At 58.4% G+C, this 22,152-nt stretch carries 18 protein-coding genes and 1 pseudogene; 11 read left to right on the top strand and 8 right to left on the bottom strand.

From position 1 onward, the window contains the following. Nucleotide 1 precedes the first annotated feature (1 nt). From EAW52_RS18580 to EAW52_RS18565, 4 genes are all read right to left on the bottom strand, one after another. Nucleotides 2-1,201: an efflux RND transporter periplasmic adaptor subunit gene (locus EAW52_RS18580; RefSeq protein WP_122043528.1), complete on the bottom strand. Its 1,200-nt coding sequence runs from the start codon at nt 1,199-1,201 to the stop codon at nt 2-4. Between the two features lie 10 nt (nt 1,202-1,211). Further along, a complete protein-coding gene (locus EAW52_RS18575) occupies nt 1,212-2,699 on the bottom strand; it encodes an efflux transporter outer membrane subunit (RefSeq protein ID WP_372238862.1) in 1,488 nt (495 codons plus the stop codon). Beyond that, the gene (locus tag EAW52_RS18570; protein ID WP_122043525.1) at nt 2,683-3,153 is read right to left on the bottom strand and encodes a MarR family transcriptional regulator; all 471 of its coding nucleotides are present in this window, start codon (nt 3,151-3,153) and stop codon (nt 2,683-2,685) included. The genes EAW52_RS18575 and EAW52_RS18570 overlap by 17 nt, the downstream gene beginning before the upstream one ends. Nucleotides 3,154-3,346: 193 nt before the next feature. Continuing rightward, on the bottom strand, nt 3,347-3,916 hold the full coding sequence (locus EAW52_RS18565; RefSeq protein WP_010796970.1) for a DUF6436 domain-containing protein: 570 nt from the start codon (nt 3,914-3,916) through the stop codon (nt 3,347-3,349). Between the two features lie 114 nt (nt 3,917-4,030). Here EAW52_RS18565 and EAW52_RS18560 point away from each other — a divergent pair, with 114 nt between their 5' ends. Further along, on the top strand, nt 4,031-4,975 hold the full coding sequence (locus EAW52_RS18560; RefSeq protein WP_074823245.1) for an alpha/beta hydrolase: 945 nt from the start codon (nt 4,031-4,033) through the stop codon (nt 4,973-4,975). Nucleotides 4,976-4,984: 9 nt separating this feature from the next. Here EAW52_RS18560 and EAW52_RS18555 read toward each other — a convergent pair whose 3' ends face one another. Beyond that, entirely contained in the window at nt 4,985-5,716 is a 732-nt protein-coding gene (locus EAW52_RS18555) for a DUF2059 domain-containing protein (RefSeq protein WP_122043524.1), read from the bottom strand. Between the two features lie 215 nt (nt 5,717-5,931). Between EAW52_RS18555 and EAW52_RS18550 the strand changes: the two genes are divergently transcribed. Beyond that, nucleotides 5,932-6,570, top strand: coding sequence for a 2OG-Fe(II) oxygenase (locus EAW52_RS18550; RefSeq protein ID WP_010796973.1), 639 nt, complete (start codon nt 5,932-5,934; stop codon nt 6,568-6,570). Continuing rightward, the gene (locus EAW52_RS18545) at nt 6,571-7,062 is read left to right on the top strand and encodes a DUF523 domain-containing protein (protein WP_122043522.1); all 492 of its coding nucleotides are present in this window, start codon (nt 6,571-6,573) and stop codon (nt 7,060-7,062) included. Nucleotides 7,063-7,119: 57 nt separating this feature from the next. Here the strand turns inward: EAW52_RS18545 and serA are convergent, their stop codons facing one another. Further along, on the bottom strand, nt 7,120-8,349 hold the full coding sequence (gene serA / locus EAW52_RS18540) for a phosphoglycerate dehydrogenase (protein ID WP_122044861.1): 1,230 nt from the start codon (nt 8,347-8,349) through the stop codon (nt 7,120-7,122). 153 nt (nt 8,350-8,502) lie between these two features. On the opposite strand from serA, the gene EAW52_RS18535 reads away from it, so the two are divergent. From EAW52_RS18535 to EAW52_RS18520, 4 genes are all read left to right on the top strand, one after another. Next, nucleotides 8,503-9,894 (top strand): FAD-binding oxidoreductase, encoded by a 1,392-nt coding sequence (locus tag EAW52_RS18535; protein WP_122043520.1) that lies wholly within the window; start codon nt 8,503-8,505, stop codon nt 9,892-9,894. A gap of 148 nt (nt 9,895-10,042) precedes the next feature. Next, nucleotides 10,043-10,708 carry a fumarylacetoacetate hydrolase family protein gene (locus EAW52_RS18530; RefSeq protein WP_122043518.1) on the top strand — a complete coding sequence of 222 codons (666 nt, stop codon included), beginning with the start codon at nt 10,043-10,045 and terminating at the stop codon, nt 10,706-10,708. 70 nt (nt 10,709-10,778) lie between these two features. After that, entirely contained in the window at nt 10,779-11,678 is a 900-nt protein-coding gene (locus tag EAW52_RS18525) for an SdiA-regulated domain-containing protein (protein ID WP_122043517.1), read from the top strand. An 84-nt stretch (nt 11,679-11,762) separates the two neighbouring features. Next, nucleotides 11,763-12,680, top strand: a complete 918-nt coding sequence (locus EAW52_RS18520; protein WP_372238929.1) for an SdiA-regulated domain-containing protein — start codon at nt 11,763-11,765, stop codon at nt 12,678-12,680. 15 nt (nt 12,681-12,695) lie between these two features. Here the strand turns inward: EAW52_RS18520 and EAW52_RS18515 are convergent, their stop codons facing one another. Together EAW52_RS18515 and rpiA are read right to left on the bottom strand one after the other, a co-directional pair. Continuing rightward, nucleotides 12,696-14,588, bottom strand: coding sequence for an autotransporter outer membrane beta-barrel domain-containing protein (locus EAW52_RS18515; RefSeq protein ID WP_162997779.1), 1,893 nt, complete (start codon nt 14,586-14,588; stop codon nt 12,696-12,698). Between the two features lie 272 nt (nt 14,589-14,860). Further along, nucleotides 14,861-15,532, bottom strand: coding sequence for a ribose-5-phosphate isomerase RpiA (gene rpiA, locus EAW52_RS18510; protein WP_122043512.1), 672 nt, complete (start codon nt 15,530-15,532; stop codon nt 14,861-14,863). Nucleotides 15,533-15,668: 136 nt separating this feature from the next. Here rpiA and ilvA point away from each other — a divergent pair. The 4 genes and pseudogenes from ilvA to ptsP all read left to right on the top strand — a co-directional run. After that, nucleotides 15,669-17,201: pseudogene (ilvA, locus tag EAW52_RS18505) on the top strand (threonine ammonia-lyase, biosynthetic); the annotation flags it as partial. Nucleotides 17,202-17,313: 112 nt separating this feature from the next. Beyond that, the gene (locus tag EAW52_RS18500; RefSeq protein ID WP_122043510.1) at nt 17,314-18,828 is read left to right on the top strand and encodes an MFS transporter; all 1,515 of its coding nucleotides are present in this window, start codon (nt 17,314-17,316) and stop codon (nt 18,826-18,828) included. 276 nt (nt 18,829-19,104) lie between these two features. Beyond that, complete coding sequence (locus EAW52_RS18495) at nt 19,105-19,578, top strand: RNA pyrophosphohydrolase (protein WP_010796984.1); 474 nt, start codon at nt 19,105-19,107, stop codon at nt 19,576-19,578. A gap of 294 nt (nt 19,579-19,872) precedes the next feature. After that, the gene (gene ptsP / locus EAW52_RS18490; RefSeq protein WP_122043509.1) at nt 19,873-22,152 is read left to right on the top strand and encodes a phosphoenolpyruvate--protein phosphotransferase; all 2,280 of its coding nucleotides are present in this window, start codon (nt 19,873-19,875) and stop codon (nt 22,150-22,152) included.

The raw sequence follows: 22,152 nt of genomic DNA, 5'->3' as shown, positions 1-22,152 counted from the left end.
ATTAGCGCTTGGCTACATCACGGGAGGCCGGGCCGTTCTCGTGGATCAGACGCTCGATCAGGCGATCGGCATCCTCCAGCTGGCGGGTATAGACGTCGGTAGCATAACGGGGCTGGGCCAGCGGCTTTTGCGCCAGTACCGGGCCGTCCAGATCATGCAGGTCGACATCGACGTTCATCGACAGGCCAATGCGCAGCGGGTGCTTTTCCAGCGCATCCTGATCCAGGCGAATCCGCACAGGTAGGCGCTGCACGATCTTGATCCAGTTGCCGCTGGCATTCTGGGCGGGCAGCAGGGAGAACGCGCTGCCGGTGCCGACCCCCAGGCTCTCTACCGTACCGTGATACTTCACATCTTCACCGTACAGGTCGGAATGAATTTCAACCGGCTGACCGATGCGCATGTCGCTGAGCTGGGTTTCCTTGAAGTTGGCGTCGATCCAGATCTGATCCAGTGGCACCACGGCCATCAGCGCTGTACCCGGCTGTACGCGGCTGCCAACCTGTACCGAGCGCTGGGCTACATAGCCTGTCACCGGTGCGATGATGGTGCTACGGGCATTGTTCAGATAGGCCTGACGCAGCTGGGCGGCGGCGGCTTTCACATCGGGATGGGACGCGATCACCGTATCGTCTACCAGTGCACGGCTGGTACTGAGTTGTTGTTCGGCGCTGGTCAGTGCATTTTCGGCTGCGTTCAGCGTATCACGGGCGTGGGACAGTTCTTCCTGCGATATCGCACCGCCGCGTGCCAGGTCCTGACGACGCTTGTAGTCAGATCGTGCACGTTCCAGTTCGACCTTGCGTGAAGCTACCTGAGCCTTGTAGCTGTCCACGTTGCTGTACAGGCCGCGGACCTGACGAACCGTCTTGGCCAGATTGGCCTCAGCGCTCTGCAACGCGACTTCGGTGTCGCTCGGGTCAAACTTCACCAGAACCTGACCTTCATGCACCAAGTCACCATCGTCAGCGGTAATGCTGACAACCGTACCGGTCACCTGCGGCATGATCTGGACAACGTTGCCGCTCACATAGGCATCATCGGTACCCTCATGAAAGCGGCCATAGAGCGTGTGATAGAAGTAAGCGCCCACTGCCCCCAGGATGACGAGCAGAAGCAGGAGCAAAAGGAAGAACTTGCGCTTGCCGGATTTGGGCTTGCCGTTCTCGTTAGTGGCGGTTTGTGCGTTTGATTCAGCCATGTCTTACGTCTCAGCGATCCGAAGTTACACGTGGGCCCGGTTGCAGAGCCGGTGTGTCAGAAGAGGGTTCAAAGCCACCACCCAGCGCCTGCATCAGCAGGACGGAGGTATCAATACGCTCCGTCGCGAGGCTGGCCAGCTGGCGGTCTGCCTGAAGCAGTTGTTGCTCGACGCTCAGCGCGTCGAGGTAGCTTCCGATGCCGGCGCCGTAACGCTGCATCGCAATGTCGAAAGACGCCTGAGCAATATCGCGGGCACGCTGCTGTTCCTGAATCTGCTGATTCAGCGAGCGCAGCCGGGAAATGCTGTCGCCGATATCACCAAGGGCATTGACCAGCGTCTGGTTGTACTGGGCGACGGCCAGATCGTAATCGGCGTTGCGGCTGGCCAGGTCAGCCCGGCGACGACCCCCGTCAAAGATCGGCAGCGACAGGGCCGGACCGATATTGAAGAAGCGGCTGGGTGCTCCGAACAGGGCATCACCCAACAGGGCATCGGTGCCGGCTGCGGCGACAAGGTTGAGGTTTGGATAGAAATTTGTCCGGCTTGAATCAATGTCCTGCGAAGCGGCCTCCACACGCCAGCGTGCGGCTACTAGGTCGGGACGACGGCCAATCAGCTCGGCAGGCAGTTGGCTGGGCAGTGCGATTGTCTTGGGTGCAATCAGTTGTGGACGACCAATGCTGGCGCCCCGGTCAGGGCCTTTACCCAACAGGACGGCCAGACGGATCTGCGCACTTTCTACAGACTGCTTGGCAGCGGTGAGCTGCGACTCCGAGGCGGCCTCCAGGCTCTGGGTCTGTTGCAGCTGGAACTCACTGTCCAGGCCCGCCGAAACACGCCGCTGGGCAAGATCGAGCATGCCGCGGGTACGCTTGAGGTCTTGCTCGGCCAGGTCGAGCATGACGTAAGCCTGGCCCAATTGGTTGTAGGCGCGTGTAACGTTGGCGGCCACGGTCAGCTCAGCGGCCTTGCGGTCTACCTCGCTGGCACGGGCGCGGCCCAAAGCGGCTTCCCAGGCAGCACGTTGGCCACCCCAGAGGTCGAAGGTATAACTGCCATTAACGGATAGCTCGCGCAGCGTGCTATAGCGCCCGCCCTGGCCGGTCGGATCATCGCGACGTGACAGCCGGGAGCGGGTTATCGAGGCGTTGCCATCGAGCGTCGGCTGGCGATCGGCGTTTGCAGCAATCACCGCTGCATTGGCCTGACGGGAGCGGGCATCGGCCACCTGGAGGTCCGGGCTCGATTGCAGCGCTTCACGGATGAGGCTGTCGAGTTGGCGATCTCCCAAGGTGTTCCACCAGTCGCTTTTCGGCCAGGCAGCCGGTGACAGGGTAGAACCCGCAACGGTCTGCTCGCTGTGCAGGCTCGCTGCGTCAAGCGCCCGGCCTTCTGTATGCAGGCCTATGGGTGACGCGCAACCCGACAGCACCAGGGCAATGGCCAGGGCTGAGAGAGGGTATTTAAGGCACATGGCGTTATTGTTCTCCTTCATTGGCCGGGACCAGGCCGGCCGGAACCAATATCTTCTTGAGCAGGCGCTCCAGCTCATCGATCTCGGAATGGGTCAGCTCGCCGGTCAGGTCGTTCATGGCGTCAGCTGCAATCTGCGGGATCTGTTTGCTCAAGCTGTGGCCTTGCTCGGTGAGCTCGAGGCGAACCTGCCGTCTATCGGTGGTGCTGCGCACCCGAGCAATCAGGTCCTTGCTTTCCAGCCGGTCGATCATGCGGGTCATGGCGCCACTGTCGAGGGACAGGCAACGGCACAGCTCTGCAGGCGTATCCGCCGTATTGCGTGCCAGCATCAGCAACACCTTGAACTGGGCAGCCGTGATGTCATAAGCGACAAGGTGCTTGTCCAGCAGGCGATCCTTGAGCGAATTGACCAAGTGGATCAGATGGCCGAGCGAGTAACGCAGCGAAAAATTATCTGGTTTGAAACGTGTCATGGCAGTATCTGCCCAGGCAGCTAAGTCCGAGTAGAATACTGCCTAGGCAGCTATCTGTTTAGCAACATCTTGCAAAAGTCTCTGTTGCTAAGAGCGCAACAATGATTAGAAGTGCCTGAGAGGAAGAACAGTGAAAACGAAAAGGCCGGGCAGTCGATGCGATGCCCGGCCTTTGGCGTTACTAGAAAAGGGGTCAGCCCTGCCAGTTGCAGTAGCAGCCTACCGACAAGGTATTGGTCGACCGTACGCTGCGCCCTGACACGAGCGCTTCGAGAATAGGCTCGATAAAGCTGTTACCAGCCGTACAGATCATGCCCTCGCTATAGGGGCCGACATAAGCCAGCTTGCCAGCATTATCCCAGATGGCCACGGCTGGGCTGGCGGGCAGCGTATCGGCTCCAGGAATCGTCGATAGGGCCTTCAGACGTCCATCCAGCATGGACGGCAGCTTTCCTTCGCTCCCTGGTTTCTGCACGCTGTAGAACTCGACGCCCCGATCACCAAAGCGCGCAGTCAGGTTACGCAGGTGCGCCTGGTTGCCTTCGTTGCATGGGCAGTCCGGGTCCCAGAAGTGCACCAGCCGGATCGGTCCCGGGCCCGCAAGCTCGGGCGGGAGTTGTAGATGACTGCCATCAAAAAAGGCGGTCTGCTCGGCAAACGACCGTAAATAGCGCAGCTCGAACCACCAGTAGGCAGCACCCGAACCAGCAATGACAAGGATGGTGAACAGGCAGAGCAGAATAGTGAATCGACGAGAGGGCATGGCATGACTGTTAATGCAAAAGAAGACATAGCTTGCCACGCCAGGGCATGAAGCAGAACATGATTAAGTGTCCAAGCTTTACATGGGCAGGCCTCTCTTTTTAGTGTGACGACCATGACCACGCCGTTTCATCCAGAACAACTGCGACCGCTATTGGCGGAGCTGTCCCTCGATCCTGGCGAGTCTGGCCCGGCCATCCTGGCGTATCAGTCCTTTTATGGACTCGACATGAGCCAGCAGCACCCAGGCGTCCAGGCTCGCCTGGGCCGCATGCGCGTGGCTGATTACGAGATCGCCGTGCAAGGGTGGTGGCATGACCAGCCGCGGGCCACGCTTCTGGTGCTCCATGGCTATTACGACCACATGGGGTTGTATCGCCATGCGATCGACTGGGCGCTGTCGATGAATTTCGCCGTGCTGTCTTGCGACCTGCCGGGGCACGGGTTATCCAGCGGTCCGCGCGCAAGTATTGATGATTTTGCCGAGTATCAAGCGGTATTAAAGGCTCTGCTCGATCAGGCCAGACGCCTTGACCTGCCGCAACCCTGGCATCTGCTGGGGCAGAGCACGGGAGGTGCGATCGTACTGGACCATCTGTTGAACGGGCAGCCCGGTGCGGAGATAGGCGAAGCAATTCTGCTGGCGCCGCTGGTTCGCCCCTGCAGCTGGAAGATGTCTCATCTGACCTACCGGCTGGTTGGCCCCTTTGTCCGGGCATTGCCCAGACGGTTTTCGGCCAACTCCGGTGACGAAGCGTTTCTTACCTTTCTACAGCATCATGACCTGCTGCAACCGCGCGAGCTGCCCAGTCGCTGGGTAGGAGCGCTAGCCCGCTGGATTCCACGTATTGAAAAGGCTTCGCCCAGTCTGCATCGGCCCATCATCATCCAGGGTGAGCAGGACTTCACCGTGGATTGGCGACACAATCTGCAGGTGCTGGAACAGAAGTTCGACAAGCCAGAGGTGCTGCGCCTGCCTGAAGCGCGGCACCATCTGGTCAACGAAACCGAAGCGTTACGCCAGCGCTACTTCGATTTTCTAAGGGAGCGGCTGGCGTAGAGGAAGGGTTTAGTTGCTGCCTGAGCCAAGGCCTGCTCGCAGCGCGGCCAGGGCGGCCTGGTAATAGCGATGGCCCTCAGGCGAGCTGGCAAAGTCGGCAAACTGTGTCAGCTCGTTGTCGGAAAGGGTGCGATAAACGTAGAGCAGCGTGTTTTCCAAGTCGCCATTGTTCATCTGCTGCATGATGCGCTCGCGTTGCTGGCCGATCATGCCCTGAGCCTGACCCATCAGGCCAGGGAGCATCTGGCTCAGGCTGTCAGCCGCCAGACCTGCCAACGCCATGCTGACTTCCGCGCCGGCTTCACGAGCCGGAATCACGGCGGCGATTCGTTTGATCTGTGTCTGACGGGCGGCGCTGGCCTGGATCGTGGGCAGGCCACCCGAGTTGCGGGCGATCTGATCGCTACGGGTGGCGCTGACCTCCGCCGCGACGACCTTCTGGCCTACAGGCGATTGGAAAAACTGCAAGGCAGGATTGGTCTCCGGCAGCGACTGGCGCAGTTGACCAATGGCACGCTGGTCGATGGCATCGGCCGAGAAGCGGCGGTTACTGTTATCCACCAGCGTCTGGTACAACGCTGGCGGCAGGCTGTTCTGGTAGCGCTGCTGTGCCGCTTGCAGCGCATCGCGGAAGTGGCTGCGCTGTTCGGGCCAGCCCGCGGTCTGGTAAAGGGTTTGATAATTATCGGCCAGCGCGGGAAGACCGATGGCGAGTAGCAGACCAGCAATAAAAACGCGCATGAACTCTCCTGCAAGGGCATGCCTTGAGCTGCAGCATGCCAGAAAAAAGACAGTATTCTGGGTAGGTATCACGTTGCTGTCGAGGTTGGAAAGGGCTGATTCGTCGGAGCGTATAAATTTGAGCAGAAGCGTTGACGACTTATTACAATGCCGACGCCGCCAGCCGCTCTTGTCTATGCTGGTTATCTCGTTGCGATGTCTCGCAGGAATTCGATATGCCCATTCGCCCTGATCATCCCTTGTTGCAGCGTATCGTCGATGATCTGGCCGATGTCGGCTGGTCCCATCAGACTGTGTTTCTACCCGATGATCTGACCCGTGCGCTGGCACAAGAGTGCCACAAACGTGCGCAGCACGGACTGTTGGCTCCAGCCGCTATCGGGCGTGGCGACAGCCAGGTCATTCGCGAAGGTGTCCGTGGTGATCAAATTGCCTGGTTAGAGGGCGATGAGTCTTCGCCTGCTATTGCCCGCTATCTGGCGCTTATGGATGCGCTCCGGCTGGCCTTCAATCAGAGCCTCTTCATGGGTCTCGAAGACTATGAAAGCCATTTTGCAATGTATCCGCCAGGGGCTTTTTATGCCACTCACCTGGATCGCTTCAAGGACGACGACAGGCGTATGGTGTCTCTGGTGTTGTACCTGAATGAGGCGTGGCTGCCCGAGCATGGGGGCGCACTGCGCATGCACCTGCCTGACGGACAGACCCGCGATGTATTGCCTGCTGGTGGCAGCCTGGTCTGCTTCATGTCTGGCGATTTGCCCCATGAAGTCCTGCCTGCGACGCGTGAGCGTATGTCATTAACAGGCTGGTTTCGCCGGCGGGGTGAAAACGTACTGGAAAACGTTTTGTAAATGGAAAAGATACTGATCAGCCGCTGCCTGCTGGGCCACCGGGTCCGCTATGACGGGGGCGCTCATGGCCCCTATGATCAGTTGAGTTCCTGGCTGGCGGAAGGACGTGTCGTCGACGTGTGTCCAGAGGTTGCCGGTGGCCTGTCTACACCTCGGCCGCCGGCTGAAATCCCTGGCGGACAAGGCGCTGCCGTACTGGACGGCCAGCAGCCCGTGATGACCGATACCGGTGAGGACGTCAGTGCGGAATTTCTGGCTGGAGCCTGTCAGGCTGTTGAGCTGGTCAGGCAGCATCGTATTCAGATGGCAGTGCTCAAGGCGCGTAGCCCCTCGTGCGGCAATCATGAGAATTACGATGGCACCTTTTCCGGACGTAGAGTCTCAGGCGAGGGCGTAACGGCTGCAGCCTTGCGGCGTGCCGGTGTAAAGGTCTTCAATGAAAGCGAGCTGAACGAGGCTGTAGCCTACCTGCAGGCGCTCGAAGCGAAATAGTTTTCATATATACAAAACAAAAAGGAGGCCAAAGCCTCCTTTTTGCTGGATGAACGCTTAGAACAACACGCGGCAGCGAATGGTGCTCTTGACGTTCTGCAGCTTCTCCTGAGCCATGTCGGAGTAGGCGGCATCTACGTCGACTACCACGTAACCGACCTTTTCGTCGGTCTGCAGGTACTGACCGGAAATGTTGATGCCGTTTTCAGACAGCACACGGTTGATTTCGCTCAGCACACCCGGCACGTTCTGGTGGATGTGCAGCAGGCGATGCTTGCCCGGATGGGAGGGCAACGCCACTTCCGGGAAGTTGACGGAAGACACGGACGTACCGTTGTCGCTGTACTTCACCAGCTTCTCGGCCACTTCCAGACCGATGTTGGCCTGGGCTTCCATGGTGGAGCCGCCTACATGCGGGGTCAGGATGACATTGTCCAGGCCGCGTAGCGGACTGACGAACTCGTCATTGTTGGAGCGCGGCTCGACTGGGAACACGTCGATGGCAGCACCCAGCAGATGTTCGTCTTTGATGGCTGCGGCCAGCGCTTCAAGATCAACTACAGTGCCACGTGCAGCGTTAAGCAGGATGCTGCCTTTTTTCATGGCGCGGATTTCACGTTCGCCAATCATCAGTTTGGTCGAGGGCGTTTCCGGTACGTGAAGCGTTACGATGTCGGCCATGCCGAGCAGCTCGGTGATGGAAGCAACCTGTTGTGCATTACCCAGCGGCAGCTTGGTAACTACATCGTAGAAGTAGACCTGCATACCCAGGCCTTCGGCCAGGACGGACAGCTGCGTACCGATGGAACCGTAGCCGATGATGCCCAGCTTCTTACCGCGAATCTCAAAGGAGTTGTTGGCGCTCTTGAGCCAGCCGCCACGGTGGCAGGAAGCGTTCTTGGCAGGAATGCCACGCAGCAGCAGAATGGCTTCAGCCAATACCAGTTCAGCGACCGAACGGGTATTGGAGTAGGGCGCATTGAACACGACGATACCGCGTTCACGGGCGGCGTTCAGGTCCACCTGGTTGGTACCGATGCAGAAGCAGCCAACGGCGATCAGCTTCTTGGCGCAGTCGAACACTTCTTCGGTCAGTTGAGTACGGGAGCGAATGCCCACAAAGTGCGCATCGGCGATCTTCTCTTTGAGCTCAGCCTCGGGCAGCGCTTTGGAGATGTACTCGATGTTGGAGTAGCCAGCCGCTTTCAGCGTGTCTACTGCCGATTGGTGTACGCCTTCGAGAAGAAGAAATCTGATCTTGCTCTTGTCGAGTGAGGTCTTGCTCATCTGCGTTGAACCCGTAGTCCCGAGGAAGTGTGAATCGGCTGCCGGCTGGCGTCGCCGAAGGGTAGGCATATGCTAGCATGTTCTCCCTTTTCCTTGCCCGGATACGACCTGAGCGGTTCTCAGGACGACCATGAATGCCACGAGAGTTTCAACATGATTGACGCTGCTTTGATCGAATCGCTGAAAACCCTGGTCGAGCCCGGAAAGGTGCTCACGGATGCGGCCTCGCTGGAGTCTTACGGCAAGGACTGGACCAAGCACTTTGCCCCGGCACCGTCTGCCATTGTCTTTCCCAAGACGATAGAGGAGGTGCAGGCCATCGTGCGCTGGGCCAATGAACATCGGGTGGCCCTGGTGCCTTCTGGTGGCCGTACCGGTCTTTCGGCGGCAGCGGTCGCAGCTAATGGCGAAGTCGTCGTGGCATTCGATTACATGAACCGGATTCTCGACTTCAACACGTTCGATCGTACCGTGGTCTGCCAGCCGGGCGTGATCACCGAGCAGTTGCAGGCCTTTGCTGAAGACAAAGGTCTCTATTACCCCGTCGACTTTGCCTCGGCCGGTTCCAGTCAGCTGGGTGGCAACATCGGTACCAATGCGGGTGGCATCAAGGTGATCCGCTACGGCATGACCCGTAACTGGGTAGCCGGCCTCAAGGTCGTGACCGGTACGGGCGAGCTGCTCGAGCTGAACAAGGGGCTGATGAAAAACGCGACCGGCTATGATTTCCGTCATCTTTTCATCGGTGCCGAAGGCACGCTGGGTTTCGTGGTCGAGGCTACGATGCGCCTGGAGCGTCAGCCAACTAATCTGACCGCCTTGGTACTGGGTACGCCGGATTTTGATTCGATCATGCCGGTACTGCATGCCTTCCAGGACAAGCTGGACCTGACGGCCTTCGAGTTCTTTTCCGACAAGGCCATGGACAAGGTCCTGGCCCGTGGTGACGTGCCTGCACCGTTCGATACCCGCTGCCCGTTCTATGCACTGCTGGAGTTTGAAGCAACAACGGACGAGCGCGCCGATCAGGCCCTGGCTACCTTCGAGCATTGTGTCAATGAAGGCTGGGTGCTCGATGGCGTCATGAGCCAGAGCGATCAGCAGTTGCAAAACCTGTGGCGTCTGCGAGAAGACATCTCCGAGACGATTTCCCACTGGACACCGTACAAAAACGACATCTCTGTAACGGTTTCGCACGTGCCGTCCTTCCTGCGTGAGATTGATGGCATCGTGGGTGAGCACTATCCGGATTTCGAGATCATCTGGTTCGGTCACATCGGTGACGGCAACCTGCACCTGAACATTCTCAAGCCTGATGATCTTTCCAAGGATGAGTTCTTTGACAAGTGCAAGGTCGTGAACAAGTGGGTATTCGAGACCGTTGCGAAATACAACGGCTCCATTTCGGCCGAGCATGGCGTGGGCATGACCAAGCGGGATTACCTGACCTATTCCCGTTCAGAAGCCGAAATCGCCTACATGAAGGCTGTCAAGGCAGTCTTCGACCCCAATAACATCATGAATCCGGGCAAGGTCATCGCCTGATAGCCCTTGAGGATCAGGCGATAAACCGACCGTTCCGCTAACGTTCAGGTTCGTGTCGTTATGCTTGGCCGCCTGCCTTGGTAATGCGGCCAAGCTTTTGGTTATAAAGGATTAAACGGGACTTTTCCTCTTTCGGAGTCGGTTCACCATGAGCTACCAACACCAGTACGTCGATGGTACGAAGATCCACTTCCCGCTGGGCAAGGTGGTCTGTATTGGCCGCAACTATGCTGAGCATGCCAAGGAACTGAACAACCCTGTACCCACCGAGCCGCTCATCTTTATCAAACCGGCCAGTTCGGTCGTGCCGATTGAAGGTGGCTTCAGTATTCCTGAAGACCGTGGTTCGGTGCATTACGAGGCGGAAATCGCCGTATTGATCGGCAAGCCCCTGTCACGCACGCCAAGCGAAGAAGAGGTCCGGGATGCCATTTCGGGTTTCGCGCCGGCGCTGGACCTGACCTTGCGTGATGTGCAAGCCCGCTTGAAGGAAAAGGGTTATCCCTGGGAAATCGCCAAGGGGTTCGACGGCGCCTGTGTCCTGGCGCCTTTCGTGCCGGGTGATGCCTACAGCGATCTGGCTGATATCGATGTTCGCCTCACCATCAATGGCGAGGTACGCCAGGACGGTAACAGCCGTGACATGCTCAACCCGATCATCCCGTTGATCCAGCACCTGTGCACACACTTCTCCCTGCAACCCGGCGATGTGGTACTGACCGGTACGCCCAAGGGAGTCGGCGCGTTGAACAAGAGTGAGGAACTGGTCCTGGAGTTGCCTGGCAAAAGCCGCTTTACGAGTCGTGTTCTCTAACATCCACCCTTGAGTAATCCGGAAGCATCAGGCGACGGATCCAAACCGCTAAGCAGTCGAAACCGTCGTCATGCCAAAAGTATTACAACGTCGATCCCTCAGATGGTGGCTGGCCGGCTTTGTGCTGGTCGTCGCCGCCACGCTCACATACCTGTTTCACTGGGACCAGCGCGCCTGGCTCTGGTGGCAGGAACGTAACACGCCTGCCAACCAGCATGCGGACAATATCTGGCTTCCAGGCTATACCGCGGTCATTCAGGCCAAGCCCTTGCCCGGCATGGAAAAGGCCGAGGCATCGGACATCGCCTATAACCCGGCGACCGGCACCCTGTTCATTGTCATGGGCAAGGAGCCTTTGCTGGTGGAAACCAACCTGAGCGGTGACATTCTCAGGCAGATTCCCATAACCGGGCTTTCCAACCCTGAGGGCCTAGTGGTCTTGGATGGAAACCGCATGGGTATTGTCGATGAGCGTCAGCGTACGCTGGCCCTGTTCAATCTGACTCCCGAGACCCGCCAGTTGCAGCCCGCAGATTTCCAGTTTTTCGACCTGGGCTTTGCCGATGCTGGCAACAAGGGGTTCGAAGGCGTTGCCTGGGATGCACGACAGCAACGTCTCCTGCTCAGCAAGGAGCGAGACCCTGCAGCACTGTTCAGCCTGTCCAGCGATGGTGATCAGATCCTGGGTGAGATGAGAGATCTTCCCGATCAGCCCGACCTAATGAATGATTATTCTGCGCTAAGCGTCGATCCCCGTACCGGCCATACGCTGGTGCTCTCGGATGAGTCGCACCTGTTGCTTGAGCTGGACGAAAGCGGAAGGCCGGTCAGTTTCATCAGCCTGATCGGGGGGCTTAATGGACTCAGTAAAAACATCCCTCAGGCCGAAGGTGTTGCGATTGATGAAGAAGGAACTGTTTACATCGTGAGCGAGCCTAACCTGTTCTATGTCTTCCGGAAATCTGACTGACATAAAATATCCGTAGGCTTGTCGTCGAGCGCGGGCATGCAGGTCGCCCGGATGATTGACCCCTCGACGGCAACGGGCCTACCCATGCAGCGTATCTATCCTTACCGCATTCCTCTGGCTGGCCTGCTGATGGCAGTGCTCATCGCAACCATAGCCAGCCAGCAGAGCCCGCTCCTGGCGCGTCTCTGGTATGGCGTTCAGCAGCACTGGCATGCCGATGAGCGCCGTGAGGTCTCGGTTTGGCTTCCTGATTATCATGTCGATATCGAGGCCAAGCCTGTGCCAGGGCACGCGGATTTGTCGGCACTGACCTATGACCCGAGCCGGGGCACGCTTGCGAGCCTAACCAACAAGTCATCCCATTTCATCGAGCTATCACTCGACGGTGAAATTCTTCGGCAAATCCCTATGCAGGGATTCGATGACCCCGAGGCGATTGAGTACATTCGCCCGGGCATTTTCGTCGTGGCAGAAGAGGGCCGGCAACGGTTGGTTCAGATTCATGTTGATGACACAACGAGCGTCATCGATGCGAATGACCCTCGCAATCAGACGCGTCTCTCTCTGGAATTGGCTGCGTTCGACAATCGGGGTTTCGAAGGGCTCGCCTATGACAGTCGACACAAGCGGCTCTATGTAGCTAAAGAAAAGGACCCTGTGCAGATCTACGAGATCGATGGTTTTGCCGACCCTGAGCCCGGCGCACCGGCCAACATTACAATCAGGTCCAATGTGCTGCGTGACAGGGGCCTGTTTGTCGACGATCTTTCGAGCCTCTACTTCAGTGCCAGCACAAACCACCTACTGGCGCTCTCGGATGAGTCGAGGCTGGTCATTGAGCTGGATAGCGAAGGGAAGCCCTTGAGCACCCTGCCGCTCGATGCCGGGCGGCAGGGTCTGACGAAAAGCGTGCCGCAGGCCGAGGGCCTGGCCATGGACGACCAGGGCACGCTGTATATCGTGAGCGAACCGAATCTCTTTTATCGATTCAAGCGTAACTAAACTGCGTTATACGGATCAGAACCGCCACTGGGCACCCAGGCTGTATCCGGTCTGGCTGCCCTCGGAATGGCCCAGGCGACTGTTGATCTCGGCATAGACGCCAATCTCTGGTGTGATCGCCCACTGAGCCCCAATCTGAGCGCGGGCAAAGTGCTTGTCTACCGAATCCAGCGCTGCCGTACGCAGCCGACCATCTCCACGGCTGATAACATCCAGCCGACTCTCGCGGCCATCACTCAGTTCTTCGACCCAGGCGACATGAGCATAGGGTTGTAGGGCCATGCCACGGCTCATGGGGAGATCGCCATAGACCCTCCAACCCAGGCTTGCCTGAATGGAGTCATAGGTCTGATCATCAAATGACATGGCGGTCCGGCGGCTGTCGTCTTCATCGAAGCTATCGATGTGGTAACGGGTATAGTCCAGTCCCAGCTGAGGGCCGGTTCGCAGCTGACCGACCGTCATGTCGTAGCCTCCGGTCAGGCGAGCACCGAAGAAGCGGGCCCTGGTATCGCCAGATAACGTCTGGTTCAGGAGAACCGGCCCGCCACTGGCCTGAAGGAACACGGAGCGATCCGTATCGAAGCGGGTGTGACCCGCGCTCAGCTCACCTGCAGCCCAAAGCGGCCCGCCGTTGCTGACCAGACCATACAGCCCGGCCTGCCATGTCTCGCTACGGACCTTGCCGGAATGCTCCAGGTCATCCTTGCCGCGCTGAATGCTCAGGCTACCGCCTACGGTCAGCCATTCACTGGCCCGGTAATCGCCAATGGCATAGGCAGTGGCCCGCTTGGAGCGCTGGCTCGGGTCCACATCAAATCCATGCTCAGGTTGATACTCGCCCTCGATTCCCACGCTGCCAGTGAATTGGTTGAGTGCAAGTGGAGCAAGCTGAAGGCCCAGCCAACGGCGGTCATGCAGGCGGGTCAGGGTTTCATGCTGGCTGCGCAGGTTGTCTTCCATCGCCCGTGCCAGCGCACCGCTGGAGGCGGTAGAAGCGAGCAGGTCGGCATTTGTCAGCTCCAGCAGGAGACGCGTCAGCAGGCGTGAATAATCACGCAGGCGCTGCTGAATGCGCTCTTCACCAAAGGCGCCGGTTAGCACTGCCTCGTTATCCAGCGAAGGCGTATGCCAAGTAGCACCGCCGGGGATCGCCGGGTTGGTGGTTTGCTCGTAGCCATCCAGATCGCCAATTTCCCAGTTGGTCGCCTCGACGAACAGCACCGGAATGCCTAGCGCCTCGAAGCTTGCAGCATCACTGCAACAGCCGGTGCCGGCAGGGTATTCTGGATTGAGCCCAGGATTCGTGCGCAGATCGATCCCCAGTTCCTGTGCGATACGAAGCGTCTGCTCGCGTATGGACGCCAGGGCGGGATTATCGACGCTGTTGGCACCGGCATGGGCATACATCATGTCGCCCGTGATCAGGCTGTCGAGGTTGATCATGCCCAGCAGGCTGGCCCGCTCGCTATCGCTCAAGCCGGCTACATAGGCGCGTGAGCCGCGCAGGCCCTCCTCTTCAGCTCCGAAGGCAACCACATTGATACCATTTTCCAGCGCGATCCCGCTGAGGTTGCGCGTGATCTCCGTAAGGACGGCGGCACCGGAACCGTTGTCATCCAGGCCTTGGAGTGTCGGGCGGCCAAAGTAGGTATCAAAGTGTGCCCCTAGTACAAGGGTGTTGCCGCTGGTACCTGCCAGCTGAGCCACTATGTTCTGTGAGTTCCGATTTCCGTTCCAGGTGAAAGGCTGGAGAGTGGCGTTGTTACCTATACGCTGCTGCATCCAGGCCGAGGCGCCCTCAAAACTCGTAGTGCCTCGATAACGACCCGGATACTCATTGATCAGAACGTCCAGTGTCTCGTCGGCGTATTCACCAAAGTCATAGGCACCCGCGGTGCCCCCCATCAAGATGCAGCCGATTGCAAGCGCTAGTTTGGAAAAGGAATGCACAAGCGATCCTCATTGTTATGGTTTGTTGTGTTGTAGTTATGGGTAGTGCGGGGCTGCATGGAGCAGATAGCGTGCCGGCTTGAAAGTCGGACAGGCAGGCGACGCCTGGCAGACTGACAGCGCTGCCTGGGCGTAACTATAGATAGGGATGGAAAAAATGCGGGGCAGGCTGTGCACTGTGTTCGTGCACCGCCTGAAGTGCGTGTCTCGTCGTGGGACGTAGGTATTTAACGCTTGAGCGTCTGAACGCCTTCGGCGGTTCCCAGCAGCAGGACATCCGCCGAGCGAGCCGCGAACAGGCCAACCGTGACTACGCCGACGATGTTATTGATCTTGGACTCCAGATCGACCGGGTCAAGGATATGCATGTTATGCACGTCCAGGATCACGTTGCCGTTGTCGGTTTTAACACCTTCACGGTAGACCGGATCGCCGCCCAGCTTGACCAACTCGCGGGCTACGTAGCTGCGTGCCATGGGGATGACCTCGACGGGGAGCGGAAACTCGCCCAGCACATCCACGCGTTTACTGCCGTCGGCAATGCAGATAAAGGTCTGTGCCACGGCCGCTACGATTTTTTCACGCGTCAATGCTGCACCGCCCCCTTTGATCAGTTGCAGGTGCTCGTTGGCCTCGTCGGCGCCATCGATGTAGAACTCAAGATAGTTGACGCCATTGAGGTCATACACCGGAATGCCATGTTTCTTGAGTCGCTCGGCCGTTGCCTCGGAGCTGGCTACTGCGCCGTCGAATTCCATTTTGTGTTGGGCCAGCAGGTCGATGAAGAAGTTGGCGGTGGAGCCGGTGCCGACCCCAATGACGCTGTCACGCGAGAGGTGCGGGAGAATATAGTCCACCGCGGCCTGCGCCACGGCTTGCTTGAGCTGATCCTGGTTCATGATCGATTCCGGCAAAGGAGAAGTAGAGGTTCGATTATAGCCGGGCTGACCCTATCAGCGGTGAACAGGGTGGTTGACGCATTGTGGGTGGCTTGTCGTGCTGCTTGCGCAGTAGACTGACTGTTCCCCGCAAAAGCCCTGCCGAGAAAAGTCGATGCTCGAACAGTACGTCAAGAAAATGCTGACCTCGCCCGTCTACGACGTGGCCGTCGAAACACCCCTGCATCCCGCACACAGCCTGTCGGAGCGTCTGGGTAACCGGATTCTGCTCAAGCGCGAAGACCTGCAGCCCGTCTTCTCGTTCAAGATCCGGGGCGCCTACAACAAGGTGGCCCAGCTCACCGACGAGGAAAAGGCTCGCGGCGTGATCGCGGCATCCGCCGGCAACCATGCCCAAGGCCTGGCCTTAGCTGCTCAGAAGCTGGGTATCAAGGCCGTTATCGTCATGCCCAAGACGACGCCAGAAATCAAGATCAAGGCGGTACGTGCCCGCGGTGCCAAGGCTGTCCTGCACGGCGATGCCTTTCCTGAGGCGCTGGCTCATGCGCTGAAACTGGTAGAGGAAAAGGGATACACCTTTATTCACCCGTACGATGATCCGGATACGATTGCCGGGCAGGGTACTGTCGCCATGGAAATCCTGCGCCAGCAACCAGGTCAGCTGGACGCCATTTTCGTGCCGGTAGGCGGTGGAGGGCTGATCGCGGGGATCGCCGCCTACGTCAAGTACCTGCGTCCTGACATTAAGATTATTGGTGTTGAACCAGACGACTCCAATTGCCTCCAGGCCGCCATGCAGGCAGGCGACCGGGTGGTACTGAGTCAAGTAGGTATCTTTGCCGATGGCGTGGCGGTCGGGCAGATCGGTCATCACACCTTCGAGATCTGCCGACACTATGTGGATGACGTGATTACCGTCAGCTCCGATGAGATCTGCGCAGCTATCAAGGATATCTACGACGATACGCGCTCTATCACCGAACCGGCTGGTGCCCTTGGCGTGGCGGGGATCAAGAAGTATGTTTCCACCCGCGGCGTGAAAGGTGAGACCCTGGTTGCCATCGACTCGGGTGCCAACGTTAACTTCGACCGCCTGCGTCACGTGGCAGAGCGTGCCGAGCTGGGTGAACAGCGCGAGGCTATCATCGCTGTGACCATTCCCGAGCGCCCCGGCAGTTTCAAGGCGTTCTGCGAGGCGCTGGGCAAGCGTCAGATCACCGAATTCAACTATCGCTATAACACTGACAAGGAAGCCCATATCTTTGTTGGTGTGCAGACCCATCCAGAAACCGATCCACGCGGCAAACTTGTCGAAAGCCTGCGAGAGCAAGGCTTTCCCGTACTGGACCTGACCGATAACGAGTTGGCCAAACTGCACATACGGCATACCGTAGGTGGACATGCGGCCCATGTGGATACCGAGCAGGTCTTCCGTTTCGAGTTTCCCGAGCGGCCTGGCGCATTGTTCAACTTCCTCAATCGCCTGGGTGGGCGGTGGAATATCACCATGTTCCACTATCGCAATCACGGCTCGGCTGATGGTCGCGTACTGGCGGCGCTCGAGGTTCCGGAAGAAGAGCGGCACCGTGTGCCCGAAGCGCTGGCGGAGATCGGTTATCGCTATTGGGATGAGACCAATAACCCGGCGTACAAACTGTTTCTGAGTTAACGCTTAGGGTGGCGGCGGGCGTCTGGTAGGGAACCAAGCGCCCGGGCCGTGTTCGATGAAAGGCTGGCCACGTTTACTGGCCAGCTGATACCAGTCATCGAACCGAGTCGGAATGTCTTCACCTACGTTTCCACATCACCGTGGCCTGCTGATGCTCAGCATTACGCTGATGGTCACCGTTTATTTTCTCGACAGCCTCTCCATCGCGCTGGCCAACCGCTATGTATCCGGCGGCCTGGGTGCTGATCAGCGCAGCTATGTCTATGCCACGGCAGCCTATAGCGTCGCGGTCATCGTCTTCACGGCGCCTCACCAGTGGTTTGTACAGCATCTGGGGTACCGGCACCTGATGATGGCGGCGACAGTTGTCCATACCATAGGCCAGCTGCTCTGCCTGGCCGGCGACCACCTGTGGGTCTTTGCCACGGGCAGAGTCTTCATGGGGGCGGCCGCCGCGACCTTTTTCGCCGGTGCGCGGGTGCTGGTGCTCATGTTCTTCCCGGGGCCGCAAACCCCCACAGGCATACGAGCCTTTGCCAGCGGCGTGCCGCTTGGCGCGGCGATGGCTTCTTTTTGTACGGCGCAACTGCTGGCGCATGAGGAGTGGCGCGGTATCTTTGCCGTGCCGCTGGTGGTCTGTCTGGTCATGGCCGTGTGCATCTGGATGGCCATTCCCTCGCGCGTCATACCCGAAAAGTTATCGGCCAGACCAGCACTGCTGCCCATGGCTATCCTGCTGGTTGGAAGCATCATTGTCGAAACCACTATCCAGCGGATGAGTTTTGATTTCTATAGCGATACCTGGGAGCTGCTCGGACTCTTTCTGCTAGGTATCTGCCTCATGGCCGTCTTCATTTATTGTGAGCGGCAGCGGGAGCGGCCAACCCTCGACTTTCGTAACGCCATCAATCCGGCCTTTCTGCTCGGCATGCTGTTCATGATGCTGAACTACTTCATGCTCGGTGCCTACAACTACGTCATTCCCCAATATGTCCTGAACGCCCTGCAGGTGCCAATCTACACCGCTGGAACGGTCATGGCTATCGGCTGGCTGTGTGGGATAGTGCCGCTCATGGCCATTACCTCTGGCACGCTCAAGCGGTATTTCCCGTGGGGTGGCTTCAAGAAGTTTCTGGTGCTCGGCTATTCGCTGCTGGCCGGCTATGGCTTCTGGATGTCCAGCCAGAATGGCGAGGTGCCGCTTGTGCAGCAGCTTCAGCCTGCGCTCATGATGCATGGTGTGTTCCTGATCTCGACCTTTGCCGTGATCATCATGTACACCTTCATGACTATTCCTCCGCGTTATTTCAGCCAGGCATATCAGGTCAAGAACATGACGCAGCAGATCGTCATGCCGCTGGGAATCGTCATGGCCAACGTCTTTCTGCAATGGCGCGATGCGTTCCACGCCAATGTCCTGCGCAGTCACATCACCTCATTCAATCCACTCTATCAGCAGTATAGGGAACAGCTGAACGAGGCGATGGGGCATGCCTCCATGAGCCAGATGGCCTCGCTGGTCAATCGTCAGGCTGCGATCCTGGGCTTCCTGGACTATTTCTACCTGATCGGCTGGGTAGGCGTGATTCTGGCTATCTACATGCTTCTGCAGCGGCACTTTCGCTGATAGGAGTGGGAAACGGGTCATGCTTTACCCGTCAGAATCCATTGATTGCTTGGCTATGTAAGCTTTTGTTCAGCAAGGGCTGAGGATACTGCTCGCGGATTTTCAGGCGCTCCGGCGGGATTACCCCAATGTAATGTCCATATGGACAAGCAGGCAGGAGTGGCACTTGCCAGCGTATTGCCACAGACGGCAAAAATACAGGCAGGGAGCTGCGTTGCCGCTCCAACAAGCTTTATGGAACAATGCAAGTCTATTGACTTTCCAGGGGTGTCAGCCGTGATCGATTCTGATGGTTTTCGCCCGAATGTCGGCATCATCCTCGCGAATGACGCTGGCCAAGTGCTGTGGGCTCGGCGCATCAACCAGGACGCCTGGCAGTTTCCACAGGGAGGTATCGATGATCGTGAAACGCCGGAAGAAGCGCTTTATCGCGAATTGAACGAAGAAGTGGGTCTGAGTCCGGATGATGTCCGGATTTTGGCCTGTACGCGGGGTTGGTTGCGTTATCGCTTGCCCCAACGCATGGTGCGTACGCATAGTAGGCCCCTGTGCATCGGTCAAAAGCAGAAATGGTTTCTGCTCCGGCTGATGTCTGAGGATCAGAGGGTACGCATGGATGTGACAGGCAAGCCGGAGTTCGACGGTTGGCGCTGGGTCAGCTACTGGTACCCATTAGGGCAGGTGGTGACGTTCAAGCGGGAAGTGTATCGTCGAGCCCTCAAGGAGTTGGCCCCGCGCCTGCTCGCCTGATCGATATGTTAAGCCTGTACCATACGTGTACGTATGGAAGACGGAAGAGGCACCGTTTGCATTGCCTCACCGGCCCGCCCGGTTATGCCAGGCCTGCCGTGGACGGAGGAAATGCTGTGGCCATGCTGGATGAACGATTTGTGACGTTGAATGGCAATACGCTGTCAGATAGGCGTTGCTGTCCACCTTCATCGATCGTGGCTATCAGGTCGGTGGCCGGAACTCAATTTGCTCGCGCCTCGAAATCCTTTACCAGGATGTCGTCCAACGTCACCAGAGCCCAGGGCTTCTAGCATGCTGAATACGCTGCGTAAGGTCGTTCAAGAAGTAAACGGCGCCAAGGATCTCAAGACAGCGTTATCGATCATCGTTCAGCGCGTTCGGGCGGCCATGGGCACTCAGGTGTGCTCGGTCTATCTGCTGGACCCTGAAACCAATCGATTTGTCCTCATGTCGACAGAGGGCCTGAACAAGCGCTCCATCGGGCGTGTCAGCATGGCTCCCAATGAAGGCCTGGTCGGCCTGGTCGGCACGCGTGAAGAGCCGCTCAACCTTGAGGATGCCTCCAGTCATCCGCGCTTCCGCTATTTCGCCGAAACGGGCGAGGAGCGCTATGCCTCTTTCCTGGGGGCGCCAATCATTCACCATCGTCGTGTGATGGGTGTTCTGGTCGTTCAGCAAAAGGAGCGGCGCCAGTTCGATGAAGGTGAAGAAGCCTTTCTTGTGACCATGAGCGCCCAGTTGGCAGGCGTTATCGCACATGCTGAAGCCACGGGTACCATTCGTGGGCTCGGACGGCAGGGCAAGGGTATCCAGGAGGCTCGCTTCGTAGGTATTCCCGGTGCTCCCGGTGTTGGCGTGGGTACGGCTGTGGTCGTGCTACCTCCAGCTGATCTGGAAGTCGTTCCTGACAAGACCGTTACGGACATCGAGGCAGAACTGGCCTTGTTCCAGCATGCGCTGGAGTCTGTACGTGAGGACATGCGCCAGCTGTCAGAACGTCTTTCGACCCAGCTGCGCAAGGAAGAGCGCGCCCTGTTCGACGTCTATTTGATGATGCTCGACGACGCGGCATTGGGTAACGAGGTTACTCAAATCATCAAGAAAGGGCAGTGGGCACAGGGGGCACTGCGTCAGGTCGTGACCGAGCATGTTCGTCGTTTCGAGATGATGGACGATGCCTATCTGAGCGAACGTGCCGCTGATGTGAAGGACCTTGGCCGTCGATTGCTGGCTTATCTGCAGCAGGCACGGCAACAATGTCTGGTCTATCCCGACCAGACCATCCTGGTCAGTGAAGAGCTGTCACCCGCCATGCTGGGCGAGGTGCCTGAAGGCAAGCTGGCCGGCATGATTTCCGTGCTCGGCTCTGGCAACTCCCACGTTGCCATCCTGGCGCGCGCGATGGGTATTCCCACCGTCATGGGCGCGGTGGACCTGCCTTATTCAAAAGTCGACGGTATTTCGTTGATTGTCGACGGCTATCACGGCGAAGTCTTTACCAACCCTTCGCCTCAGCTGCTCAAGCAGTACAGCGCTGTGGTCGAGGAGGAACGTCAGCTGACCCAGGGGCTGGAAGCCCTGCGCAGCCTGCCGTGCGAAACCCTGGATGGCCATCGTATGCCGCTTTGGGTGAACACGGGGCTGCTGGCCGATGTTGCCCGGGCGCAGCAGCGTGGCGCGGAAGGGGTGGGGCTGTATCGGACTGAGGTCCCGTTCATGATCAATGACCGCTTCCCCAGTGAGAAGGAGCAGCTGTCCATCTACCGGGAGCAACTGGCGGCGTTCCATCCCCAGCCGGTCACCATGCGCATGCTGGATATCGGCGGAGATAAATCCCTGTCCTATTTCCCCATCAAGGAAGACAACCCCTTCCTGGGATGGCGCGGGATTCGTGTCACGCTGGACCATCCGGAAATCTTCCTGGTACAGGCGCGAGCCATGCTCAAGGCCAGTGAAGGTCTGGATAACCTGCGAATCATGCTACCCATGATCTCGGGGGTACACGAGCTGGACGAGGCTCAGCATCTCCTGCATCGCGCCTGGTGCGAGGTGCGTGATGAAGGGGTCAGTATCCCCATGCCGCCTGTCGGTGTGATGGTAGAGGTGCCTTCGGCGGTCTATCAGGCCCGGGATCTGGCCCGTGAGGTGGACTTTATCTCGGTGGGCTCCAACGATCTGACCCAGTATCTACTGGCGGTAGATCGTAATAACCCACGCGTGGCTGACCTGTATGACTACTTCCATCCAGCCGTGCTGCAAGCACTCAAGAGCGTGGTGGAGGATGCTCATGCGGAAAACGTTCCGGTGAGTATCTGTGGCGAGATGGCTGGCGATCCGGCCGCAGCGGTATTGCTCATGGCCATGGGATATGACTCCCTTTCCATGAATGCAACCAACCTCCCCAAGGTGAAGTGGTTGCTGCGTCAGATGAGCCTGTCCAAGGCAAAGGAGCTCTTGGATCAGTTGCTCAAGATTGACAATCCGCAAGTGGTGCACAGTGCGCTGCATCTGGCCTTGCGTAACCTGGGGCTAGGGCGCGTCATCAACCCGGCTTCCACCGTCCAGAGCTGA

Source organism: Pseudomonas sp. LTJR-52, assembly GCF_003691465.1.
Classification (GTDB): domain Bacteria; phylum Pseudomonadota; class Gammaproteobacteria; order Pseudomonadales; family Pseudomonadaceae; genus Chryseomonas; species Chryseomonas luteola.
Note: the sequence above shows the minus strand (reverse complement) of the source record. Positions and strands in the feature narration are given on the sequence as shown.